Origin of the sequence: Bacillus chungangensis (assembly GCF_030812995.1) — a bacterium.
Classification (GTDB): Bacteria; Bacillota; Bacilli; order Bacillales; family Bacillaceae_C; genus Bacillus_CF; species Bacillus_CF chungangensis.
The window spans coordinates 47,946-73,190 of the sequence record NZ_JAUSTT010000005.1; the positions used below are offsets into that span (position 1 = coordinate 47,946).

The 25,245-nt window shown below is 36.6% G+C and carries 10 protein-coding genes; 3 read left to right on the forward strand and 7 right to left on the reverse strand.

The features are described 5' to 3' along the window. Positions 1-282 precede the first annotated feature (282 nt). The 5 genes from J2S08_RS05455 to J2S08_RS05475 form a co-directional block, all read right to left on the reverse strand. Complete coding sequence (locus tag J2S08_RS05455) at positions 283-14,067, reverse strand: non-ribosomal peptide synthetase (protein WP_307227439.1); 13,785 nt, start codon at positions 14,065-14,067, stop codon at positions 283-285. 28 nt (positions 14,068-14,095) lie between these two features. Further along, positions 14,096-15,307, reverse strand: coding sequence for an ACP S-malonyltransferase (gene fabD, locus J2S08_RS05460; RefSeq protein WP_307227441.1), 1,212 nt, complete (start codon positions 15,305-15,307; stop codon positions 14,096-14,098). Between the two features lie 183 nt (positions 15,308-15,490). Next, a complete protein-coding gene (locus tag J2S08_RS05465; RefSeq protein WP_307227442.1) occupies positions 15,491-16,012 on the reverse strand; it encodes a hypothetical protein in 522 nt (173 codons plus the stop codon). Between the two features lie 4 nt (positions 16,013-16,016). Beyond that, the gene (locus tag J2S08_RS05470) at positions 16,017-18,179 is read right to left on the reverse strand and encodes a hypothetical protein (protein ID WP_307227444.1); all 2,163 of its coding nucleotides are present in this window, start codon (positions 18,177-18,179) and stop codon (positions 16,017-16,019) included. Between the two features lie 14 nt (positions 18,180-18,193). Next, positions 18,194-20,017 (reverse strand): carbamoyltransferase family protein, encoded by a 1,824-nt coding sequence (locus J2S08_RS05475; protein WP_307227445.1) that lies wholly within the window; start codon positions 20,015-20,017, stop codon positions 18,194-18,196. Between the two features lie 875 nt (positions 20,018-20,892). Between J2S08_RS05475 and J2S08_RS05480 the strand changes: the two genes are divergently transcribed. Then, a complete protein-coding gene (locus tag J2S08_RS05480) occupies positions 20,893-21,606 on the forward strand; it encodes a thioesterase II family protein (RefSeq protein WP_307227448.1) in 714 nt (237 codons plus the stop codon). Positions 21,607-21,745: 139 nt separating this feature from the next. Here J2S08_RS05480 and groL read toward each other — a convergent pair whose 3' ends face one another. Continuing rightward, positions 21,746-23,380 (reverse strand): chaperonin GroEL, encoded by a 1,635-nt coding sequence (groL, locus tag J2S08_RS05485; RefSeq protein ID WP_307227449.1) that lies wholly within the window; start codon positions 23,378-23,380, stop codon positions 21,746-21,748. A gap of 65 nt (positions 23,381-23,445) precedes the next feature. Beyond that, positions 23,446-23,733: a co-chaperone GroES gene (groES, locus tag J2S08_RS05490; RefSeq protein ID WP_307227451.1), complete on the reverse strand. Its 288-nt coding sequence runs from the start codon at positions 23,731-23,733 to the stop codon at positions 23,446-23,448. A 420-nt stretch (positions 23,734-24,153) separates the two neighbouring features. Between groES and J2S08_RS05495 the strand changes: the two genes are divergently transcribed. Together J2S08_RS05495 and J2S08_RS05500 are read left to right on the forward strand one after the other, a co-directional pair. Further along, complete coding sequence (locus J2S08_RS05495) at positions 24,154-24,897, forward strand: CPBP family intramembrane glutamic endopeptidase (protein ID WP_307227453.1); 744 nt, start codon at positions 24,154-24,156, stop codon at positions 24,895-24,897. Next, a complete protein-coding gene (locus J2S08_RS05500) occupies positions 24,894-25,097 on the forward strand; it encodes a YdiK family protein (protein ID WP_307227454.1) in 204 nt (67 codons plus the stop codon). The genes J2S08_RS05495 and J2S08_RS05500 overlap by 4 nt, the downstream gene beginning before the upstream one ends. The last annotated feature ends 148 nt before the right edge of the window (positions 25,098-25,245 follow it).

Consider the following 25,245-nt stretch of genomic DNA (forward strand, 5'->3'; position numbering starts at 1 on the left):
AGGCGAGTACTAAAGTCGCATCTACTAAATAATGTCCGCCACTTCACTTTGCTCTAAAGCAAAATCTCTACCATTCTAATACAATCACTTCTGTCTACTATTTTATGTGGCAATGACATTAGGATAGTAGATAAATGATCTTGATCCTTATCAGCTTTTGTACTATCAAAAATTTTTTTGACTAAATCGATTCCGAATAAGGCCCGACTCCCTCGATCATCTCTATGATTATCTTGATATACTCCACTCTCTCCCGTTTTTAATCAAGCTTTCAAACATGAATTACAATTCCTCGTTGAAATCTTGAAGCACTTGGCTCAGCTCTTGTTTTGGCAAAATTGAAATTTCTGATACGAGGATATCAGGATTGTCAGTAATTTGCTGAATCATTTCTTTCATATACTCTTCTATACGATTAATAAAATCTTGACTGGAAACATTTGCGTGATAAATAAGCTTCACTTTTATTTCTTCCTCTTCAGGCTCCAGAACGATTGTCAAATCTAAGTTGGTCTGTTCCAGCTCCTCAATGTCACTAATTGTAAAGCTCCGCTCGTCTTTTTGACTGATGATCTTCTGGAATTCATCTCGATGAGCATAGTTCTCAAAACTAATGACGCTGTCAAATAATGCTTTTCCTCCATTTACGCCAGCTTGTATTTCTGCCAGTGACACATAGCTATATTTATTTCCATGAATCATATCTTCATGGACTTTGCTTAAGAGGTCACTAAAACGCTCTTTTAGGTTGCATTGTATTCGCAATGGTATTGTATTAATGAAAAGCCCTACCATATTTTCTATACCGGGAAGATCATACGGCCTTCCAGACACAACGACTCCAAAGGTGACATCATCAAGAAGATGATATTTTTGCAGGAGTAACCCCCAAATTGTTTGAAAAACAGTACTCACTGTAATTTTTTTCTTTTTTGCAATGTCTTTTAGTAACGTATTATCTTTTTGGGGGATAACAAAATTCACTTCTTGTCTGTTATCTAAATCTTTACTAAAAGTATTTTGTTTGTCAGAAAAATAACAATTAGATATATAACCTCTCATGTACTTATCCCAATAGACCAATGCTTCCGATTTATCTTGTCTTTCCAGCCAATTAATATAATAGTTATAAGGGACTGTTGCTTCCAGCTGAACTTGTTCCTTTTCCATGGAAGAACGATAAAATGAATATAACTCTCTTATTAAAATGCCTATACACCATCCATCCATTAGGATGTGATGAAAGCTCCATAAAAACTGATACGTGTTAACTGATGTTTTAAAAAGGGTTATTCTCATCAGCAAATCTTTGGAAAGATCAAAGGATTGCCTCAAATCCTCTTGTTTATACTGAGCTATATACTGCTTTTGCTTCTCTTCCTTGAGATGAGTCAAGTCTTTTACACGGATATTGATTAAGCGATTTTTCATGACCACTTGATGAGGCTGCCTCAAATGACGATATTCAAAAACTGTGCGAAGAATATCATGACGCTTGATTAAATGATTAAAGCTGTCTTCCAACAATTTAATATCTACTAACCCTGTCATTTTAAATAAAACTTGCTGGAAATAGGCACTCGAAGTGCGATCTCGCAGCCAGTTTAACAGCATAGCATTTTGCATTGGCGAAAGCGGATAAACTTTGCTGATTTCTTCTCCATACTTATCGATAATGCTGCCCAATTCTTCTATTGATAATGTGTGTATTCCGAAATCATCCGGGGTCAATTCTGGCTGGTCTTTTGTTATGCAGTGCTCGATTATTAAAATTAAATAATTTTTATAAATATTCGCCAGTTTATTTATCGCAGAATGATGATATTCATGCTTGTTATAATGGATATTTACTCGAAGCTCTCCGTTAATAATGATGGCATCTATATCTAATGTGTATGGCCGACGCTGCTTTAAGCTTACGGTTTGTCCAAAGTTAATAGTCACAACTGTAAACAAATCATTTTCTGATTCCTCGGAAAATTGTCCTAAATAATTAAAATTGACTTCTGGATTTAATTTAAATTCAAGGTTGCGTTTGTTTTCCTCTGCAGTTAAATACTTCAAAACGCTATAGCCAATCCCTTTATTCGGCACTCGTCTGATGCTTTCTTTTGTATATTTAATGGCATAAGAAATGTCTTCCATTTGTGAAGTATCCAGCACTATCGGATATTGGGATGTGAACCAGCCAACAGTCCGCAACACATGTATACCTTCTGCCACTATTTCTCGGCCATGCCCTTCCATATTAATGGCGATATTTCCTCTGCCTGCCCATTCTTTTAAAGTAAGCCCTAAAGCAGTAAGTAACAGTTCATTTACATTCGTGTTAAATGCCTGATGCGCATCTTTTATCAGTAATTCTGTTTCTTCTTTTGAGAGTGAAGCCACAGCAACCACTTCATCTACAATACAATTATCATCAATATTTCCATCTTTAGGAATTGGAATTGTCTGCTTATTATCCATATCCTCCCAATAATTGATTTCACTTAAAAGCTGTGGTGAATTTGCATAACGCTGAAGATTTTCCGACCACATTTTATATGAATGAGTTTTATCTTGAAGAGACACTTTTTTACGATTTTCCAGCTGCTCATATGCAGCGGCCAAATCTTCTAGAATCACTCTCCATGAAACCCCATCCACGACTAAATGATGGATGACAATCACTAAATAGTCGCCCTGTTCAGTTTTAAATAAAATGGCCTTAAATAGCGGTCCATGTTCTAGTGACATACTTGAATGAAGCTCGTTGACTCTTTGTGTCATCTTCTCCATAACGTCTTCTGCCTTCTGTAAATCACACACTTCAAACCCAAATATACAGTCAGATTGATTGTGCTGAATAATTTCCTCACCATTAACCGTATAGATCATCCGTAACGCATCATGATGTATAACAACTTGATGTATGGCCTCATGTAATTGAACATGATCAAACCGATCCTTTTTAAAAAGTAACACAGATTGATTAAAATGATGTGATTCTGAGAACTGTTGTTTAAAAAACCAACTTTGAATAGGCGTTAATGGGCATTTACCTGACACTTGCTCCTGACTGATCTTTGTTGCAGATGTTGTGACATATTTACTAACATCTGATATTTTTTGATGTCTCAGTAAATCTTTTACGCTCAAATTCAATCCATATTTCACTGCGCGGGCAGCTACTTGGATGGCCTTGATGGAATCGCCTCCAAGATGAAAAAAATTGTCATTTATCCCAATTGCTTCGACCTCTAATACTTCACGCCATAATTCAACCAACTTTTCCTCTATGTCATTTCGCGGTGCGATATACTCTACTTCGCTCTGTAAATTCGGTTTAGGCAATGCTTTTTTATCAATCTTGCCGTTAGGTGTAAGCGGCATTTGCTCAAGCAAAATGAAGTAAGCAGGAATCATATAAACAGGTAATTCCTTTAATAAATCCTCTCTTATCTGTTGCACCGTTATGTCATTATTGGCAACAATATACGCACAAAGAGAATGACTAGATGATTCGGGAACAACAAGAGCCTCTTTAATCTGTTCGTTTTTTAATAAAGCCGCTTCAATTTCTCCAGTTTCAATTCTATACCCTCTTACCTTAACTTGGTCATCAACTCTTCCAATATAAGTAATATTACCATCCTCAGTCCATTTTCCGATATCGCCAGTTTTGTACATTTTCTCACCTGGCACAAATGGATTGTGAATAAATTTTTCAGCTGTTAAATCTGGCTGGTTGATATATCCTCTTGCCAGCCTTTCACCACCTAGGTATATTTCACCAGGAAACCCAATCGGCTGAGAGTTACCAAACGAATCAAGAATATAGACCTTCGTTCCTGCCGCGGGCTTGCCAATAAGAACCTCGCTGTTTGGCTGCATATCTCTATAAATGGTAGAAACAACCGTATTTTCTGTAGGTCCATATTCATTAACCAGCTCTACGCAGCCAAGTTTCTTTTTGCTTTCATTCACTAAACGGACATTTGTTTTTTCTCCAACAAGTGTTACTACGTTTAAACTGCTTAAATCACTCGGTTCTGCAATCTGCAGCAATGTAGAATAAAATGTAGGAATCGCAATAAAATGTGTCACTTTTTTATTCTTAATGTAATCCACTATACGCAGGGCATCTCTCGTCTCTTCTGAGCTTAACAGAATGACTTCAGAGCCTGAGATGATAGGGGTAAAAAAGCTGGTTAGAAAACCGTCAAAAGTGTGAGAAAACATTTGTAGTACAACATCCTCGCTATTCAGCTTATATTCATTCCTCCTCCACTGAATGGCACGAGAAATACTTCCTTGTTCAATCATCACTCCTTTAGGTGTTCCAGTCGTGCCGGATGTATAAATGACATAAGCCAAGTCTTTCGGACCATGGGAATATTCTAAGTTGCAATCATCAGCCGAATCATCGATTTCATTGATCATTCTAACTGAACAGTCGATTCCAATTTTTATCAGTTGATCTAATACTTGTCTAGCTAAGCTCCCGTTCTCGACTAATAGAAGGGATATATTGCAATCTTTAATCATAAAAGCAAGTCTTTCAGCTGGCTGTTCTGGGTGCAGCGGAAGGTAAGCCCCCCCTGACTTCCAAACACTAAGAATTCCAATAATTAGCTCAAATGAACTTTCTGCAAGGATACCAACAATTTTTTCTTTTTGAATACCTATGCTTTGAAGGGTTCTGCCCAGTTTATTTGCTGCCATATTCAACTCGTTATATGTCAATGTTCGGGAAGTAAATGAATGACCAGTTTCTGCGTCCCTTTCACAAGAATGAATAGTGATAGCGGGTAAATCAGGTATCTTTGCTGCTTGTTCTTCAAACAATGTATGCAGACTGGCAGAGTTACTATCATCTGAAGCGGCTTTGTTAAATTCAAACAATAATTGCTGTCGCTCCGATAGACTGCACATATCTATGTCACAAATTCGTGACATTGGCTTATCAGTAATGAATCTTAGGATATGGATATAATGCTCTATTAAGCGAATCATCGTGTCTCTTTTAAAAAGAGAGGTAGAATAATCCAGACTAAAGTAAATTTCACCGTTTTTCTCTTTTGCATTTAACGCGAGATCAAAACTGGAAACACCAGTGCTATATTCATAAATTTTCATCGTTAGTCTATTCGACTTTAATACTTCATCATCGTCGTTTTGCATGGCAAATAAATGATTAAATATTGGATTTTTGCTAGCATCTCTATCAATACCTAAGTGATGAATCAGTTCTTCAAAAGGATAATCTTGGTTATCAATTGCTTGAAACAGCTTATCTTTTATTTCTATGAGATAATCTATAAAGGCCTTGTTACCTGAAGGTAAGCTTCTCACTGCTAAAGTGTTGACAAACATCCCGATTACATCCTCTGTTTCGAGATGATTTCTCCCAGCAACTGGTGTACCGATAACAATATCCTCTTGACCGCTATGTTTAGCAAGCAATACTTTATAAGCTGCCAGCAGGACCATATATAATGTGGATCCTGATTGTAACGCTAAGCTGTGCAAACGATCGGCAAGATGTAACTCGATACTGAAATAGATTGTATCTCCTTCGAAGTCCTTGATTGGCGGTCTTGAAAAATCTGTTGGAAAATGAAACGAAGGAACCCCATCGTTAAATTCATTTAACCAATAAGCTTCTTGCTTTTTTATTTCATCAGTTTGGAGAAACTGATCAAACCAAACAGAATAATCCTTGTACTGTATTTGCTGATCTGGTAAAGCACGCCCATCATACAGCTCAACCAGTTCTTTAAGGAACAAACTTCCCGATAAGCCATCAGCGATAATATGATGGAATTCGCAAAGAAGGATATGTCTTTCAGGATTTATTTTCATAAGAACTACTCTCAATAGCGGAAGTTTAGTTAAATCAAATGGTTTCAGGTTCTCTTTAATCGTCCGCTCTATTGCTTCCTCGTCTACTTTTACATAAGAAATAGTTAATTCTGCTTTTTCACAAACCCTTTGCATTGGAATACCATCTATCAGGTCAAATAAGGTTCGGAAAGATTCGTGCCTTTGCACTAAAGAATGCAGCGCACCCTCCAGCCGTTCCCTCTCAAGCTTTCCCTCAATAACGATTGCACCTGATACGTTATGGCCAGTTGTGGCCCCATATGTCTTCTGCAAGACAAAAAGTCTCTTTTGTGCGGGCGTTAACGGATAATACTCTCTCTTCTCAACAGAATGAATTTTATCGATGTTCTCTTGCTTATTTGTGTGAAGACGGTTTGCTAAACTTCTAATGGTTCTATTCTCAAACACCAACTTTAAAGGAACTTTTACTTGAAAAACTTTATTTACTCTGGATGCAAGTGCTGCAACTTTTAAAGAGTTGCCTCCTAGCTTTAAAAAGTCATCGTTAACACTAATCCGATTAACCCCTAATATGTCGCGCCAAATGTGAAGCAAACGTTCTTCTGTCTTATTTTTCGGCCCTTCGCTATGATCAAGCTTATCTGTTATTTGGACAGAATTGCTACAATGATCAAATGAGCTCACTTCACTTGCAGTCCCTAAATATTTCACCTGTCCACCCGAAAGATATTTAGCCATTTTCCCTGTATGAACGAATGCATCTTTCTCTATTGTCTCCTTTTTACTGATACAAATCTCGCCGATCGAGCCGACTGGAACAGGATTCATTTGTTCATCTGCAATTAATACAGATACTTCAATCCTGTCAGACAGCGCAAAATCATTTAATAGTTCAGGGTGCTCACTTAGTAAGCTCTGCTGAATCTTTTCCTGCTCTGAACCTAACATTCTAATAAGATCGGCCTCTGAATATAAAGGAAGATTACATACAGCTAAAATTGCATTGTCAACGATGGCATGCAATAATATTTCAAAATGCCCCATCCATGACTGAATGGTTTCAGCGGTGAATTTATCGGTATTGTAATCACAATGAACATGTAATCTGCCCTCTACTTCCATCACATTTAAAAACAGATCATAGTTTACATAGCTAATTGGATACGCAACATAACGTGCCTTGTTTCCTGCAAAATTCGGCAGCTGAATGGCAGGGTCCATGTTAAATATAATATCCAAGTTTGGAATATGCTCTTCGTCTAATTGATCAACTAGCATAGGAAGTGTAACCTTCTGGTGCTCATTCAGCATCATCATTTGTTCTCTTACTGCAGTTAAATAATCAACAAAAGACGTATTAGCCAGCAAATGGCTGCATACCGGAAGCACATTTGTGCACTGCCCTACTAAATGATGGGCTCCCATTGAAAGCTGACCGGCAAACGGTATTCCTACTACGATATTGTTTTGTGATGTCAGACGGAATAGCAGTGTTTTGAATGTTGTTAATAACGTGATGAACAATGTACTGTTATGCTGTAAGCTGACTGTTTTTAATTTGTTGCATAATTCAGTGTCTAATACCGCACTGGCTCTTGCGCCTCGGAACGTCTTTAATTGACTTGTTGGGAAGTCGCTCGGCAACTGTGCGACATTTTTTAAATCAGCCAATTGCTTTTCCCAAAAAGACAGAGCTTTTTTCATATCAGAGTCACTGCGAATACTTCGGTTCCAGTCTACATATTCCTTAAATAACACAGGGGCGGCAGGTTCATATGGAAGTTCCCGAATCTTTGCTGTATATATCTTTGCCAGTTCATCCATTAATACTCCGATAGACCACCCGTCACAAATAATATGATGGACCGTAAAAGCTAACAGCTGCTTGTGATCACTTAGTTTCAATACGCTTAGCCTGGCTAAAGGACCGTGTATTATATCAAATGTCCGGCTCTTATCTTGTTCAAACCATTCTGTTAGATTTTGGTCCTGCAAATCAGGTGACAAATGAGAAAAATCGCACACTTCCATTTTCACTGGAAATTCAGAGATCACTTCTTGAAGCTCACCGTCTTCATGAATGCAAGTTCGCAAAGCTTCATAGTGCGTAACCACATGTTGAAAAGCATTATCTAATACATCTATGTCAAGTAAACCATTTAGTTCAAAAAGGACAGACTCATTACATGCAGCAGAAGCTTCTTCCCCCATTTGCGATGCAATCCAAATTTGCCTTTGTTCTTCAGTTAAAGGAAAGGAAGATGCTGGATAATCTTGAGAGCTATCATCTATCGTATGAACCGACAATTGCTGTAATGCGTTAAGTAATTTTATGTTAGATGCCTTATTGCGCTTCGATGCTGAAGGAGGCGGGTCAGGTAAAAAACCCCCGTCTTGCATTTCATGAATTGTCTCTGTTACCGCATTGACAATTTTGATGATGTCTTCATCTGAATGAGCAGTTGATAAAAAGCAGTTTCTTCCTTCCCAAATATAAATTCCTTTGTTAATTAAATGATAGTAAAACAATTCTAAGTCGCCGTGTAATACAAAACGAAAGAGTGAACCAAAATAAACTACCTTGATCGGCACTCCCGATTCTTCAAATAATCTGTTAAGCTCGTTAGCAAGCAGCTCTGTTTTTCTATTTAAACTTTCTAAAACGTCTTTTTGTTTTAAATAGTCTAGTACAGCCTTAGTAACTGACATGGCAAGAGGATGATGGCAAAATGTTCCGGCTACAAATGTGCGCCTATTTTCATGAGGAGGATAAGAGTCATCACCAAACCTCCACATGCCCCCGTCAATTCCGTCCATATACTTTGCCGTTCCCGCTACAATGCCAATCGGCATCCCTCCACCAATTACTTTTCCATAAGTAACAAGATCGGCTTTCACTCCACACCAAGCTTGTACGCCTCCGGTATGAATGCGGAAACCGGTAATAATTTCATCAAAAATAAGGGCCGTTCCAAGTTGAACTGTTAATTCTCTCAACTTATGCAAGTATGCTTTTGGCTGGAAATCAGGTCTACGGCTTTGAACAGGTTCCACAAGAACTGCCGCAAGATCTTGTCCAAGCATTTTAATGACGTCTAAAGATTCTTTTGTTCCATAATTAAGCACAATGACATCATCAACCATACTCTGCGTAATACCTGGGGCTAAAGGTGTAGATTTTCTCTTGTCATTTCCTACTCCGCCTAACGCAAGCACACCATCGTATGTCCCATGGTAGGACCCCGAAAAAATAACAACTTTCGAACGCCCAGTAGCTGCACGGGCTAGACGCAAAGCAACCATAACCGCTTCTGTACCGGAATTATAAAATGCTGCCCGCTCTACTCCAGTCATTTCACAAATGGCTTGAGCTACTTCTCCAGCCAATTTTGACATAGGACCAATCGGCGTTCCTGATGCCAGTTCTTTGTTCAATGCCCTTCTTATAAAATCCGGACTATGCCCGAATAGGTTCACTCCGAACCCCATTGTTAAATCAATGTATTCATTTCCATCCACATCCCAAATCTTCGAACCATTCGCTTTATCAGCAATGATTTGATAAACCATTTCCTTTAAAAAAGGCCTAAATCCTGCAACATTTCGATTGTTTGCATAGACGGAACGATATAATTGCGTCAGTGACTTTGTACCCTTTGTCCGCTCAGTGTATTGTTTAATTAAATGTTCTAAATGCTCTCGCTGCCTTGGTGTTAAATGATCTGCCTGATTCAAGGATAGCGGTCGATAAGGAACAAAGCTTTGGCCTGCGGAAGAATCGTTTGAAATTGCTTTAACAGTTGCCGCCACCTCGGCATGGCCTTGTTTTAAAGCAGCACCGCCCTCATTGTGGATATGTTGAGCCGATCTCAACATAGTCATTTCTTGAGGAGAATGGCTATATTGAACAAGGTCAAGCTGTTTCTGTAAGATGGACAACTGCTGTTCAATCATTCGTTCCATAAACGTGCTTAATTGTACATTCACATGCTTCTCCTCAGGAACGTCTGACTGATGTGATGAATCCATCACTGGTTCGGTTTCTTTTGCTTTTTCGATAGTCTCTTGGAAAGGCATATCTATAGTATGGCTAAGGTACTCAACTAATGAATAAATCGTTGACAGATCACTAAACAACTCACTTAAAGGAATGTCTACATGGAATATCTCATTAATAAGGTTTTTCATTTGTGTCAACGAGATAGAATCAAGCCCCATCTCTAAAAATTGTGCATGAATATCAATTTTGTTCATCGGAATACTAGTTGTTTTATATATCATTTCTTTCAACGTATTGATCAGGTACTCGTTTTTCTCATTCATTTGAACTGCAGGCTCCCTATTCATAGTACTTTGCTGTGTCACACTCACTGGTTTTGGTGCAACTTCTGGAACGCTGATCCAGCATCTGTGTTTTTCAAAAGGATAGAGGGGAATGCTTACTCTAGATGCTTGATTGAACCGATGTAATTCAGCCCAATTTATTCGTGCTCCTTTTACATATAATTGGCCAATATCATCTAAAATTTCTTGTTTATCTCCACGATCGGTAATAAATTCCAAGATTCGAAAATTGGCTTCTTCCGTTAATTGCTGCAATTTCATTTCGGTAACTTCCCAATCTTTTGAATCTTGCCAAGCAGCAGAGACTATTCGAAAGGAGCCAGTGTATACTCCTTTGGCTGAAAGATAATCACGGCTGCTTGCAATACCCTGTAATCTGCCTTTTAACTCATCAATATCATTCACAACGAGAGCTATTCTATAATTAAAATGTGCTCTACCTATATTAGAGGTATAACAAATATTAGGTAAATCACTATTTGTTTTCCCGTCTAAAAAGGTAATATACTTACGAATAAGACGTTCTAATGCCCATTCGCTTTTAGCAGACAGTGTCAACATATTAAATGGATTACGCTGCGGTTCCATGGCATCCTGATGTTCTTTTATATATTCTTCTAAGACAACGTGGCAATTTGTTCCACTAAAGCCAAATGAACTCACTCCGCACCTGCGTGGCGTCTGATCCGTTTCCCAATCCGCTAGCTGTTGATTAACGTATAATGGAGATGTTTCAAACTTAATATTACGATTTGGTTTAGCAAAATGAACAATGGGTGCGACTTTGCTGTTTTTTAAAGACAAAATCGCTTTAATTAAACTGGCAATCCCTGCTGCTTCATACAGATGTCCAATATTCGTTTTAACAGAGCCAATGGCACAAAATTGTTTTTTAGTCGTATATTTTTCAAAAGCCTTTCGTAAACCATCTACCTCAACCGGATCTCCAAGCTTCGTCCCTGTTCCATGAGCTTCAATATAAGTAATTGTTTCTGGATCAATTTCGGCTTCCTTCCATGCTTTCGTAATGACATCCGCTTGGGTCAACGAATTTGGAGCAGTTATCCCTACTGTTGTTCCATCTTGATTAATCGCACTTCCCTTAATAACTGCATATATCTGATCACCGTCACGAATGGCTTTATCTAAAGGCTTGAGTAAAATAGACGCTACTCCCTCTCCCCAGCCTGTTCCATCTGAGTCATCGTCAAATGCTCTGGCTCTGGAGGTAGATGATTCCATCCCAAGCCCAGATTTGAATGGCAATAACGTCGTTTTCACTCCGCCTGCTATAGCCATCTCACAATCCCCATTAATGATTCCTTTGCATGCCATGTGAACGGCCACTAACGAGGAGGAACAAGCTGTATCAACTGTTACAGCAGGCCCTTTTAAATCAAGAAAGTATGAAATTCTGCTTGATAAAGTCGATGGTAAATTCCCAACTGCGTGGTCTGACAATGTATCAGGTTGAACCTCTGACACTAACCTTTCGTAATCAAAGCTGGTTTTGGAAAAGCCTACATAAACCCCGATATTCTTAATAGACATTTCATCTTCGGCATAACCAGCATCTTCGAGTGTATGCCATGCAGTTTGTAAAAATAATCTTTGATTCGGATCTATCAATTCCGCTTCTTTTGGAGTTATTTTGAAAAATTCATAATCAAACTTATCAATTTCCTCAAGATAACCGCCTTCAGCAAACTCAGTCTGATCTTTATTGATTTTGAGATGAGCAAGATAACTTTCTGTATCTTTTTGTCTTTCTTTAGGATACGCACTGATGCAGTCCGTTCCTTTAATTATATGATTCCAATAATCTTCGGTATTACGAGCCATAGGAAACGTTCCCGATATGCCGATAACCGCTATGCTATTTTCCTTTTGTTCTTTCACACTGCTTGTACTTTCACTTAATTGACCTTTCTTTTCCTCAGTTACAAACCGAGCTAATTTGGAAAGTGTCGGGTAGGCAAAAAGCTCCGTAACGGATAATGAAATATTAAATTGGCTTTCAATTTTGTCTGCAATTTGCACGAGCTGGATGGAAGTTGCTCCGATATCAAAATAACTGTCATGCACTCCAATAGAGTCTGTTAGTAACACTTCTTTGCAAATGTTGATTAGCTTTTCTTCTGCTGCAATCCTTGAAACGTCCCCCGTTCTTTGTGACGGTGCCTTTAAATATTCTCTAATCTGCTTAGAAAGCGATAAATATTCGCCATTTTGATAATTTTTTCTTAATTTGTAACGTTCTACTTTGCCGCTTGTTGTTTTAGGAATTTTTCTTATCGGTATAATATCTGTCGGATTCCAGCTGCCCTTCATATTGAGGTGCTTCTTTACTTTTTTTGCAAGAGGAATAAATTCTTCTATACTTTTCTTAAATCGAATAAATACAACAATTTGATCTTCCTGAGTCTGTAAGTCTGGTACACCGCATACAACAATGTTGCCAAGCTCAATCTCCTCAACTTCCTCTGCCACTCTTTCCAGATCATGAGGAAAATAGTTTTGTCCATTAATAAAAATAATGTCTTTCGAACGCCCAATGACGACTAAATGATCGTTTCTTAAAAATCCTATATCCCCTGTTTGCAGCCATCCATCCTCAGTGATGACTTTTGCTGTTGCTTTTTGATTATTGTAATACCCTTTCGTAACGCTCTTTCCTTTTATTTGAATATGACCAACAGTGTTTTCATGTAGACGTTTATTTTGCTCATCACATATTCTGATAGAACAATCATTGATTGCAGATCCTACATCTAAAAAAGTGACACATCTAGAATCACTTTTATTAACCTCCTGTACAACATCACCAACATTTAAATGTTCCCTATTGAGATGAACAGCATGAAATTCTTCATTTTCTTTTTGAACCGGAGGAACGGAAATTCCTACAGAACCTTCCGCCATACCATATACAGTGTACATAGCTGATCTTTTTAACCCGTATGGAGATAGTTCATTTAAAAATTGATTACAAACGTCAACAGAAATCGGTTCTGCACCATTATAAATAACTCGAACATGAGATAAGTCCCATTCAGCTGCAATTTTATGCTTAAAAAACGATAAAAAATATTTATATCCAAAATTAGGTGAACCAATTACTGTTATTTTATGTTCATTTACTTTCTTCATCCATAAAGTCGGTCGACGAATAAAGAGAGCAGTTGGTAATAGATATGAGTCAGCATTAGATATAAACGGCAGCAAATGAAATGCAATTAAACCCATATCATGAGTAAGAGGCATCCAGCTTAGGAAAGAATCGTATGATCTATACTGAGATCTGTTTATAATTGCATATATATTTGTCAATAAGTTTTCGTGCGTAAGTATTACCCCTTTAGGATCACCTGTTGAACCAGAAGAAAACTGAATAAATGCAATTTCATTTGGACTTGGCACGTAAATCGTTCCACGCTTAGACACTTCATCCATTTCATTAATCATCATTACTCTTTTATTCATTTCGTTGAAAATGCGATTATAATTATTCTTTTCAGAAAAATCATTCAGTTTTTTCATTACCTTATCTGTTGTAACTAAATGAGGGTTATTCATAACCTCCCATACATTAAATAGCTTTTGTTTATGTTCATCATTATTTCCAACTGTAATAGGGACAGGAATGATGCCACCTAATAAACAAGCCCAAAATACATAAAGAAAATACTCCTCATCATCTATTTGAAAAACTAATTCTTCCCCACGCTTAACTCCTTTTAATTGAAGGTTGTACAAAACTTTAATTGCCTTGTTATATAAATTTTTATATGAAATATATTTTTCATTTTTATCACCAGTGATAAAATGAATCCCTTTATTATCAAGCATTTTTCTAGATTCGATAGCTTCTACTAAAGTTTTGTATTTTAGCATATTTGTTACCTCCTATGCTTAAATGGTATTAAATTGTTCCCATGGCCTTTTCAATTTGTTCAAAAATAGAAGAAACTTTGGCAGAAGGTACTTTTTTTGTTTTAAGCACCGTCCGTAACAGTGCTACTGCTTCATTTATCTCTTCCAACATTGGTCCGCGGTTTTCTTCTTCTATTTTATTTTGAATTAATTGCATTTTTTTGTACGGTTTAATAACCCCCACTTCGTATTCTTCCTCATTCCAATTACGGTTCCTCGTACAAACTACAGTTGCAATACATTGATTAATTATCTCTTTATGTTTTCCCGGCTTATGCTTCTTATAAAGTTTCATAAAATCAGGGTAGTCTTCGATCGCAAAAGCATCGATTTCACTTCTTTTTTTCTGCCATAGATGTTTTAGGATCATATTAGGACCCATTTCTATCACAGCGTCAATATTTTGTTTCTCCAAATAACTCATCGTATCATTCCACTTAACAGGCATCGTTATTTGCTCTGCTAATATTGCAGATATTTCATTCTCCTTATAAGGCAAGGCTGTAACATTTGAAAGAATGGGCCACTCTGGTTTATTGAACTTATATTGTTGCAGTTCTTTTTTAAATTTATCAGCTGCTAGCTGCATGTATGGACTATGAAATGGTGCACTTACATTCAAGTAAGAAACTTTGGCGCCTTTTTCCATTGCGTATTTAACGATGATATCCACTGCATCTTGCATTCCAGAAATGACATTTTGTATTGATAAGTTATTGCAAGCGATAACAACAGGATTGTCTGCATGAGAATATTGGCTGCACAGTTTCTGTAATGAAATTTGCTCTAAGTCATTGATTGCAGCCATTACACCTCGATTTAATCCTGCTGAATCAGCCATTAGTTCCCCTCTTCGTCTAACCATTTTTAAAGCGTCGGAAAAAGAAATCACCCCGCTGCAAGTCAATGCAGAGAACTCTCCTAGACTATGGCCGGCAGCAAATTTAGGAATAATTCCGATTTCTTGCATATACATTTTGTAGTATGCGACACTAACAGTTAATAGAGCAGGCTGTGTTATATTTGTTTTCGAAAGCTCTTCTAGTGGACCTTCGAAGCAAAGCTTCTTTAAGTTAAAGCCTAATGTATCGTTTGCCTCTTCAAATACTGTTCTAACCGTAAGAAACGAATCGTAATAATTTTTTCCCATTCCTACGTAATGAGAACCTTGTCCCGGAAATAGTAAGGCAACTTTCTCCAAGTTCTACCCTCCCAGTTAAATTTACCGATAATGAATAGCATAAGAAGGACTGCCTTTATTTTTTTCTACTTGTTCGATAGCCCCACTATGATTCATCGGATTATTTGCAAAATAATAAAAAAATATTAGTTTAGCATTTCTAAAACTGTATCTAAATATTCTTTTTTTTATCCGTCATGACTATTATTGTTCTTTATTAGTTACTTTATTGTTTTTCGAAATTATTAGAATAAAGACACCGAGTAATATGATCGTTATAGACGCAGCGAGCCCATAATCCAGTTGTATATTTGACACTTGAAGGATTGATGTTATTCCAAATATGAAAGATATCATTATTAATATAATTGCAGGGATGTAGATACCTTTATTTCTAAAACCAAATAAATAATATTGCAGCAAACTAATACCAACAGAAAATATATGCATTGGCCAAGTATATTTTGCATATTCCCAATTTGTTGAAACTTCAAATAACAGGACAATACCAGAAACAGTTAACATCCCTCCAGGAATTAAAAAGCTGGGATTTCTTGATGTCACAAAATAAATTGATTCAAATGCTAAACCAATTCCAATAACAATAAAAGGCCAAAGTTCCTCAGGTTTTAGATCCAAAAACTTCACATCTAATATATAGCGAAGAATTAACATTAAAAAGCCTATTATTATAAATACAGACGCAAAATATGTTCCTTTATTCATGACATCACCCTTTCAACATAATAAGAGCAGCATCTTCAACTAACTGTCCTCTTTCTTTAAATTGTGTCGTTACAGTGAGCTGATGTATTTCACCAAATACAGGAAGCAGTTCTGGATATAGACCAAACTCTAAATCTCGTACAGCCTCTTCAATAAAGTGCTGCCCTTTATCTTCTATATTCGGCCAAATAACATGCAACTCATTAATTCCCTCGTTTATATAGGATTCGTCAATTTTCAATACGAAATCTGTCCATACATCATGAACCACTTCATTCATCATTTCAATGCCATTACATTGTAACCGTATTTTTTTATGTAGATCTCCGCTGTCTAATAATCTACACGTGAAATGAAAAGTAACAGACGTATTTTTCTCAGCTATAAAACAAAAGGATGATGTCCTTGTAAATGCTTGATAGAAGCCTTTTCGTTTGACATGATCCGCTAGAGATTCTAAATTCCAATTAGACTCAGGATGAGAAATGGAGCGGATAGAATAATATCGATCTAATAAATTAATATTTTGATCATTCACACTGTGTATTTTATTCCAATTTAACTCATAATGCTCTGGAACATTAGAATTTATCTCCCCTAATGCTTTCTTAATTGCATCAAATAACAATTTATCTTGGAAAATACTGGTATTATTCATAAGGTATCTTTGTCTTGATGGTGAAATGTTTTTAATTATTTTTTCTAATGCTTTTCTCATCCAAACTGGTACTCTTTTATCTTGAAGTTCTAAATAAAGCATCATCGTTTCAGCAATCTCGGGAGCTTTCTTTATCGCTTCATGACAGTGATAAAAAATAATCTCATAATCCTGTCCCCAGTGTGCATTATGCATTGCTGCTAAAAAATGTGCTTCCCCCTCTACATATGTATCTTTTATCACGTTCATATTTGAAAAAGTTTCATCATTAACAACTTTTTGATAGCCTAATAGCGGTAATAAATAGGCAGCGGTATGTTGCATCGTTAATTTAATACCTCGTGCTGTTAAATGACAATAATCCATAAAAAGTTCTCTGCCCGGAAGCGCTCCTTTTAAAAACTCGCTAAAAATACTTGGTAAGTCAACTAAAGTTATATTTTTATATCGTGTTGCTTCCTCGTACATCGTCTTTTGAATAACCGATAACACACGCGGAGTATTAACTTTAGGATAAACAATAACAGAATCTCTAGCTCTTTCGGCGTAGTATCTAGCTTTCTTATCAAGCCCCTTATGACTGTAACATTTTGAAAGCAGATATAACGCTGTCCCGCAAGTTCCATGGTCAAGACTTACTAAATGTTTTGCAATTTCAATTACTTGATCCCATTCCCCCTCAGCATATAGCTTTAAAGCCTTTTCCACACCCTCTATCCATTCCTTATTTCCACCATCGAGTAGCCAAAGAGCGGACATACAAGGGTCCTTCCAGTCACTTAAATTAAATTCAGGAACAATAAACACAACTGGAATTTCTAATTTTTCATAAATTTCACTTGCCGAACGAAAAAGCTGCTTAACTTTTTGCTTAATTTCATTTTCAAAATACGCTTTTAATCCACTAATTCCCGCTTCTTTCAACCGAACAGCCGCTTCAAGATAAGCCTCACTATTTGGCTTTTCCCAGAAATCGAATGGAAGCCAATTGTTCCCCGAAAAAATCACTAAAGCATCTGGCTCTACAAGTGGAACCGATTTAAGTAATTCAAGCAGCTGTTCCATATTTAGATCTGTTCGAGCTAAATCCAAAACTTCAACACTTCCTGCATCTAAATATCTTTTTAAAATTGTTTCCAATTCTATTGACGGATTATAGATCGGGTCATAAAAATAACCTCTTGCTACTGACTCTCCTAATAAGACAATACGTTTTTTCGCTCTTTTTGGTTCTATTTGCGAAATATTCGACCAAAAATTCCAGTCTAAATATTTTTTTGGACTGCGGACAAAAGTTTTGTTTTCACTATCCGATTTTTGTTCCCAAATACCGATCATTGTTTGTTTTTCCACATCCAAATCGACGCTAGAATGTACTTCCGATTGACTAGGACTTCCTATTAATTGTAATTGATGCATTAAATTAATTATTTCTGCATTGTCTTTATCCATTAACATGTTTACTAGACGGTTCGTATACAATTTCATCAGCTCGTTAGGCCTATCCACTTTTTTCCCTCCAGTTATAAAAGAGTGTAAACGAGATTATTGACTGAAACTTTTTGTTCATCTTCAGTTCGATTAATAAAATACTCCCATATTTCAGGTACATCTTCTTGAAAGATCACAAAATCTTCTAACACTAGGACATCAAGCTTAGATTTAACGAAACATTTAATAGCATCTAAAGGTGTACAAACGATTGGTTCTCCCCTCATATTAAATGAAGTATTTAATAAAATAGGACAACCAGTTCTCTCGAAAAAACGTTCTAGCAATGCCGTATATTTAGGATTAGTTTTTGAATTAACAGTCTGGATTCTTGCTGAATGGTCTACATGGGTAATAGCTGGCAAATCAAGATCGGATATTACTTGACATGTTTCAAGCATATATGGTGATGCATGATCAATATCAAAATGCTCTTTTGATTTTGACTCAAGAACAGAAGGGGCAAACGGCCGAAAGCTTTCTCTTTTCTTCACTAATGCATTAATGAGGTCTCTCATACCAGAATCGCGAGGATCCGCAATGATTGATCTTGATCCTAATGCACGCGGACCAAACTCCATCCTCCCTTGAAACCAACCAACCACTTTACCTTCCATTAAATTACAAGTTACTTCTTGTAATAATTGATCTTGATCGTTGCGGAAATCTAAATAGTTGATAGATGTCGATTCTAATACTTTATGTATGTAATCCGAAGTGAAACTAGGTCCCAAGTACGCATTCTCCATTGGCTTAATTGATTGGGCGCGATTTAATTTTAAATATGCAACAGCAGCTGCTCCAAGTGCACCGCCTGCATCTCCTGCAGCAGGTTGTATAAATAATCGTTTAAAAGGACCTTCTCTTAAGATCCGTCCATTAGCAACACAGTTAAGTGCCACGCCGCCTGCCATGCATAAATTATCACTTGGAAATTTATCATGGATATAATTTACCTTTTGGAGCAATATTTCTTCTACAACTACTTGCAGACTCTTAGCAAGATCCTTATGGAAATCAAGCAGCTCACTCTCCGGGACGCGCGGCGGCTGACCAAAAAGCTCTGACAGATTATTTGAATACATTCTGTCATCAGTTAAAAAAGAGAAATATTCCATATTTAAGCGAAACTGACCATTTGGGGAACTTTCAATTAATTTATAAATTTTATCAACATATTTCGGTTTTCCATAAGGGGCTAGACCCATAACTTTATATTCACCATCATTCACATCAAATCCTAGGTACCCAGTTACAGCACTATACAAAAGACCTATTGAATCTGGAAAGTTTACCTCCTCTTCAATCGATAGGTTATTACCATTTCCATATCCATATGTCATGGTGGCCCATTCTCCGACACTATCAATAGTCATAACTGCGGCATCATCAAATCCCGAAAAATAATAAGAACTAGCTGCATGAGACAAATGATGGTCAATAAACTCAATATCTCCTGTATAGCCTAATTTTTCTCTAATTTCTCTCAAATATTGATTTGGATCCTTTAGTCTATTTGCCAGTGCCTGAATGCGGTGAGTAGATGTATTAGGTAGTAGTCCCATCCATATTTGTCTTGCTAACTTTTTGGAGGGATTTTCATAGTAAGCGAGATAATCAATATCGGAAATTGAAATACCTGCTTCCTGAAGACAATATAAAAAAGCTTGTTGAGGAATTGAAAATTCATGCTTATTGCGAGTAAAGCGCTCTTCCTCAGCTGCCGCTACCAACTTACCATTTTGAATAATGCAACATGAGGAATCATGATAGCCAAACGAAATGCCTACGACATTAACATCAGTTCCAGTTTTCATCTGCGAATTATTAATAAGTTGAACACCTTTTAAACCCACTGTCATCTCCCCTTTTTTATTTATTTTCTTTATGTAAATTTTTTACAAATAGATTCAAATATTTTCTGTTCATGTTCTCTATTAAAGGACAAGCACTGTAACTAAAACAAAAGAATATACTTCTATCATTTTTGAATGAACATATTATATAAAGTCTTTGAACAAGGGAGAAGTATAAGTAAGTTTATCATCAAGAACTTATTTACATAGACGTATCATGAAGGGACATAACTTAGTTCTTGTAAACGATAAATAAGTCAGGTATACGTTTAATCAGCAATTGGCCCATTGTAACACTCGTAGTTTTTTAAATGAGATTGGCAGTAAGATCAATAACGGATAAGGTAATATTCTGTGGTGATGTTTGAAAGATGTAAGTTGTATGAATTGCTACTTTAAGAGGCTTAAACAAAGAAGATTTATTTTTTAAAAAAATTAGAATAAATGGTTGAACATGGAGATTTGTACAACAATTTATAGTACTATTTCAAAAGATGCTAAATCCTTCATTACTCTAATTACACTTGAAAAACAATTATTTGATTCTTTTATCACTTTTAATAGCATCATAAAAAACACAAATAATAAATAATTAAGGTCACCCAAGGACGTGGTTTTTGGTACTTAGACTACACTCATTTACCCCCGACACTTCGGTTAGTTAGATAAATAACAATATTTGTTATATTATTAATTTAAATATATTTAAGTATTTTTTTACATTGTAAGACAAAAATATCAAATTTGCAACCAAATATTGTTGTTTTATATCAATTTTTACATAATATTAATATTACATAGGTGTTATTGACACGCCTCAGAAAGTTTGTAGATAATTAAGTTGATCTTCATCTAATCAGAAAGGATAGAAAAATTTGAGTAAAATAAAGCTTTTTTGTATTCCTTATGCAGGAGGCTCGGCAGTAGTCTATTCAAAATGGAAAAAACTTATTAATCCTTTAATTGAACTTAAAGAAATTGAATTACCTGGAAGAGGCTATAAAATGAAAGAACCTCTTTTAGATAATATGCCTGAAATGGTTGAAAATATTTTTAAGGAGATGAAAAATGAAATTAAACCACCTTATGCTTTATTCGGCCATAGCATGGGTGCGCTTATTACTTATGAACTTTATAAAAAATTAAAGAAGGCAGGGTACCCAGCTCCTGTTCATATGTTTATTTCAGGTAAAAAAAGCCCCCAGGTCGCAATTAAAGATCTAAAACTTTATCATTTACCTGAAGATGAGTTTATAGATCACATCTTAAAATACAATGGAACAAATGAAAGTGTATTCAAAAATAAAGAATTAGCCTCCCTGTTTATCCCTATCTTAAGAGCTGATTTTAAAATTGTAGAAACGTATAAATTTGATCATACAGATGACCGCCTAGACTGTGATATTTCAGTATTTGGAGGAACTGAAGATCGTACAGTTGATTGGGACGACTTATTACAATGGCAAGAAGTCGCAAAAAAAAAATGTAATTTTTATTCATTTAAAGGTGGACATTTTTTCATAAATGAACATACAGAGGAAGTTGTGAATCAAATTAACCGCATAATTAATAATATTTCAAAAATATAGAATAATAGATATGGATGCATAATTAACTGGAAACCAAATGGGGTCAATTTTGATAAATAGAATCTAAATAAAGTCAAAAAAGGCCACGATTATTAATCGTGACCTCCAAAACCTTGGTATAGGGTTTACGGGCAGATTATTACATCATACCGCCCATTCCACCCATGCCGCCCATGTCAGGCATTCCACCGCCACCAGCGTTTTCTTCTGGTTTGTCGGCAACAACAGCTTCTGTTGTTAAGAGCATGGAAGCTACAGATGCAGCGTTTTGCAGTGCAGAACGAGTTACTTTAGTAGGGTCGACAATTCCAGCGTCGATCATGTTGACCCATACACCGTCAGCAGCGTTGAAGCCTACGCCAAGCTCTTCTTTTTTCAAGCGTTCTACAACTACTGATCCTTCTAGGCCAGCGTTGTCTGCGATTTGGCGAATTGGTTCTTCTAATGCACGAAGAACAATGCTGATTCCTGTTTCTTCGTCGCCAGTTGCATCGATTGCAGCAACTTTGCTGTATACGTTCACAAGTGCTGTACCGCCGCCGGCAACGATACCTTCTTCAACAGCCGCACGAGTAGAGTTCAATGCGTCTTCAATGCGAAGTTTGCGCTCTTTTAATTCTGTTTCTGTTGCAGCTCCAACTTTAATTACTGCTACGCCGCCAGAAAGTTTAGCAAGGCGTTCTTGTAATTTTTCACGATCAAATTCTGAAGTTGTTTCTTCTAATTGAACGCGAATTTGGTTGACACGAGCAGCAATGTTAGCAGTGTCGCCAGCGCCTTCAACGATTGTTGTATTTTCTTTCGTTACGACTACTTTAGCAGCACGTCCTAAAGAGTCAATTGTTGCTGTTTTAAGGTCAAGGCCTAAATCTTCTGTAATCACTTCACCGCCAGTTAAAATCGCAATATCTTCTAGCATTGCTTTACGGCGATCTCCAAATCCAGGAGCTTTTACAGCCACTGCGTTGAATGTACCACGAAGCTTGTTCACAACTAGTGTTGCCAATGCTTCACCTTCAACATCTTCAGCAATTATTAAAAGTGATTTTCCTTGTTGTACTACTTGCTCTAGTACAGGAAGAACTTCTTGGATGCTAGCAATTTTCTTATCTGTAATGAGAATATATGGGTTATCCAATACAGCTTCCATTTTGTCGGAATCTGTTACCATATATGGAGAAGCATATCCGCGGTCGAACTGCATTCCTTCTACTACATCAAGCTCAGTGCTGAATCCTTTAGATTCTTCAATTGTAATAACACCGTCGTTTCCAACGCGTTCCATTGCTTCAGCAATTAATTGTCCGATTTCGTCTTCACCTGAAGAGATAGAAGCAACTTGTGCAATTGATTCTTTGCCTTCAATAGATTTAGAAATAACTTTTAATTCCTCAACTGCCACTTGAACTGCTTTTTCGATTCCTTTGCGAACACCAACAGGATTTGCACCAGCAGTTACGTTTTTCAAACCTTCACGAATCATTGCTTGTGCAAGTACTGTTGCTGTTGTTGTACCGTCCCCAGCAACATCATTTGTTTTGCTAGCAACTTCAGAGACAAGCTTCGCACCCATATTTTCAAAAGCATCTTCAAGTTCGATTTCTTTTGCAATCGTAACACCATCGTTTGTAATCAATGGAGAACCGAATTTTTTCTCTAGAACCACGTTGCGTCCTTTTGGTCCAAGCGTTACTTTTACAGCATCTGCTAATTGATCAACACCACGAAGCATTGCACGACGTGCATCTTCACTGAATAAAATATCTTTTGCCATTTGTTAAATTACCTCCTTATTTACTCTTCCTGTTTACAATCGTATATTTCAAAAAACGTTTTGTTTTATTCGTTAATAACTGCTAAAATATCGCTTTCGCGTAATAATAAATATTCAGTTCCTTGGTATTTCACTTCTGTACCTGCGTATTTAGAGAAGATAATACGATCACCTTCAGACACTTCAAGTGCAACACGTTCACCGCTCTCTAGTACACGTCCTGTTCCAACAGCAACTATTTTACCCTCTTGTGGTTTTTCCTTCGCTGAATCCGGCAGTACAATACCGCTCGCAGTTTTTTCTTCACTTTCTACTAGCTCAATGACAACGCGATCACCTAGTGGTTTTAACAAGTGAAACAACCTCCTCAAAAATAATATGTAATGTTTTGGTATATTAGCACTCTCCTCAATGGAGTGCTAATCACAATTATTATAATAATGAATTCAACTTCTTTTTGCAAGAGTGATGCTTCATTTTTTTAAAAATCTTTTATCCTTCGTTCTATTCTATGTGTTTCCATATGCTTTATCAAAATGAATAGCGGACAAGCCATCATATGTTCTTCCAAGGTATCTTTCGGTAAAAAAATCAATATTTGAGTATATGCACACGAAATAGAGACAATGACTTAATGAACAAAAGGCTCGTTAATAGAGTAATTTAAAAAAGAAAGACAAAAATATGGTATAAATGAGCAGTATGATTTGAATGCTTTTGCAATTATTAGTAGAATGGATAGTGTTTATTGATCAGAGAAGGAGATACAAATTGTGAGTAAAAAGTATATGTTTATTTTAATTACATATCTTGCCATGCAACTGTCTGGAATTGTTGGTATGCCGATTTTTTACATTATCGGAATGTCGATCTCTGATCTTCCTTCCCAAGAAATCGAAGCATTAGCAAAAGCATATTGGCTTGTGTTTAGCTTTACTGTAGGGTTAATTATTATCTTGCTTTTATTAAAAAATGCAAAACCAGTAACGAAAATAGATAAAGAACCTCCATTATCGATAGGGCTTTCTATCCTATTGTCAGTGGGTGGTATTTTCCTCGCATTTTTTGCACAGATTTTTGCTGTATTATTAGAAACATCGCTTGGTATTGAACCAGGTTCAGAAAATACAGAAGCTATTATCGGAATCATTACTGTTCTGCCATTGGTCATGCTTGTGAGCTCTATTTTCGGGCCGATTTTGGAGGAAATCGTCTTTCGGAAAATTATTTTTGGTGGACTAAATAACAAGTTTTCGTTTGTTATCTCTGCACTGATTAGCTCCATCATTTTTGCAATTGCTCATATGGACTTTACCCATATCATCCTTTATACTGCGATGGGCTTTACGTTTGCCTTTTTATACTCCATGACGAAAAGAATTATCGTCCCGATTATCTCACATGTCATGATGAACACCCTAGTCGTTCTCATGCAATATCTATTTAAGGATGATTTAGAAAAATATATACAAGAAGCTGAAAAAGTGCAAAGCTTTATTGGAGGATTCTTTTCATGAAACAATCGCCGCTTTTTTCTGGATTCATATACTGTTTGCTCGGAGTGTTATTCACATATTTCGCCATTCAACAAGTGAGCATGAGCGGATGGGGATTTTTTTCCTATCTCCTCGTCATCCTTGCAACGATTGACTTAGGCGCCGGCTTTAGACTCATCATTTTTCACTTTAAATTGAAAAATGCGCGCCCTAAAAAATAGTGTTACTCCTATAATTAGCATGCAAAAACATCCACTTGCTATTATCAGCGCGGATGTTTTTGCCGTTCCCTAACACATCCCATCTTCATTCCGTTAGTTTTTCCCTTTTCATCTTTGTGTTTTTTACTTTTACAGTCTGTTCAATGAA

Bases quoted from the DNA above. Each gene is read 5' to 3' on its own strand.
- J2S08_RS05455 (WP_307227439.1), bottom strand. From the start codon at position 14,067: ATGCTAAAATACAAAACTTTAGTAGAAGCTATCGAATCTAGAAAAATG.
- J2S08_RS05465 (WP_307227442.1), bottom strand. From the start codon at position 16,012: ATGAATAAAGGAACATATTTTGCGTCTGTATTTATAATAATAGGCTTT.
- groL (WP_307227449.1), bottom strand. From the start codon at position 23,380: ATGGCAAAAGATATTTTATTCAGTGAAGATGCACGTCGTGCAATGCTT.
- J2S08_RS05500 (WP_307227454.1), top strand. From the start codon at position 24,894: ATGAAACAATCGCCGCTTTTTTCTGGATTCATATACTGTTTGCTCGGA.